The sequence below is a fragment of the Acinetobacter sp. ACNIH3 genome, assembly GCF_002918965.1.
Classification (GTDB): domain Bacteria; phylum Pseudomonadota; class Gammaproteobacteria; order Pseudomonadales; family Moraxellaceae; genus Acinetobacter; species Acinetobacter schindleri.
On record NZ_PQLP01000119.1, the window covers coordinates 1 to 1,620 of the forward strand.

Here is a 1,620-nt window from a genome sequence, read left to right on the forward strand (position 1 = left end):
ATATATATATATGGTGAATTTTAAATATAATAATATACATTTGTATATTTAATTAATATCAAACTATTTTTTGTAGTTTATGTTTACAAATAAAAACAATACGCATATATTTCGAAATGAATGAATACTAACCAGTTTATTCAAACACAAATATCAATTGTGCTGAAAAAGGCAAACCCGTTGAAAAGCGGGGACGCAAAGCTACCTGCCTAAAGAATATTTATATTCCATGGTCGAGGGGTTACCACGCGTCTTACTGATTTTAAGGTGAGGGTTCCTCTTGTCTTAAATTTAAGTTGCCTTGGCAAGCCATAAGTCTTAGTTGCAGTGAATTAATTTTAGCTCAGCTAATTACACTTCTTATCATAATTATGAGGTTCATCATGAAGACTTCTAATGCCAAGTTTTTCAATAAACTCGCTCTTATTACTACTGTAGCTATAGCTGCAGGAACGGGGATATCTGCTCAGGGGTAATCCCACTGATAATGTTGGGACATTAACAGTCAATTGTAGTGTTGAAACACCTTATACATTAAAGCTTGATCCGGGCAACTCAGGAAACTTTAGTGAAAGGAAAATGTCAAACGGAACTGATTTTTTAATCTACAACATCTATAGCGATGCAGCCCGAACCTTCATATGGGGAGATGGTACAGATAATAGTGTGACTATAAGTGGACAAACAGGAGCAACTGGACAACATCCATTGTATGGTCGTATTTCTGCTAGACAGAATGTCTCAGTAGGAAACTATTCTGACACCATTATAGTCACTATAGTTTTCTGAAATTGAAGCTGATACTGGCAAGATATTACATGGAGTTTCATCAGTGGTAGCAGGACGCAATAATTTAAATGAACGAGGATTAGAAATATCCTTATTTATTTTAATTTTTATCATCAGTTTATCGATAGTATTGATTGCAGTAAAAAAACTGGTTGATCATAACCAAACTCGTCAAAAAAATGAGCTCCAGCAAACTACCCAATTGATTAATAATCAATTACGTCAGTTAATTGTCAGTTATCAAGTAGAAAATGAAAATCTGGCAGCTTTTGTGAAAGCGAATACCTATTTGACGAATAAATCATTTGAACGCTATGTTATGGCATCCAATCCATTTGATCGGTTACCTGGCCTAACCAGTGTGGGTTATCTACCTCGTATCGCTACAGCTACTATTCCTGAGTTTGAGGCAAAAATGCGTCAAGAGTTCCCAGATTATCGAATATGGGAAATAGATAAAAATGAAGCATCCTATATTTATCCCTTAGCTTATGCTGTGAACTATAAGGAGCCTGAACAACTCAAGGTACTTAGAGGATTAAACTATGCATCGGTTAAAGAGAGAAAGTCTGCAATTCAAGATGCTCTTTATTGGGAGGAATCACGTACTACGATTCTTCATCCTGCTGTGCATGATTCAACAGGTAAAAGAGTTGTACTATTATTTACACCGATCTATGATGAGAATTTAAGTAGTATTCAAAACAGAGATGGATCCGTAAATTTGAACAACTCCTATAAGTGATATTCTGCTCCTCAAATGATGTTATAAACATCAATATATGGAGTATTTTATGGCACGTAGACCAAGAAGAAATCATTCAAACGACT

General features: G+C 35.0%; 2 protein-coding genes and 1 riboswitch. Both genes read left to right on the forward strand.

What is annotated here, in order from left to right:
• The first annotated feature begins 160 nt into the window (after positions 1-160).
• A riboswitch (cyclic di-GMP riboswitch) is annotated at positions 161-249 on the forward strand.
• Between the two features lie 213 nt (positions 250-462).
• The gene (locus C3420_RS17970; RefSeq protein WP_416202842.1) at positions 463-789 is read left to right on the forward strand and encodes a spore coat U domain-containing protein; all 327 of its coding nucleotides are present in this window, start codon (positions 463-465) and stop codon (positions 787-789) included.
• 43 nt (positions 790-832) lie between these two features.
• Positions 833-1,534 (forward strand): CHASE domain-containing protein, encoded by a 702-nt coding sequence (locus C3420_RS16935; protein WP_103801088.1) that lies wholly within the window; start codon positions 833-835, stop codon positions 1,532-1,534.
• The last annotated feature ends 86 nt before the right edge of the window (positions 1,535-1,620 follow it).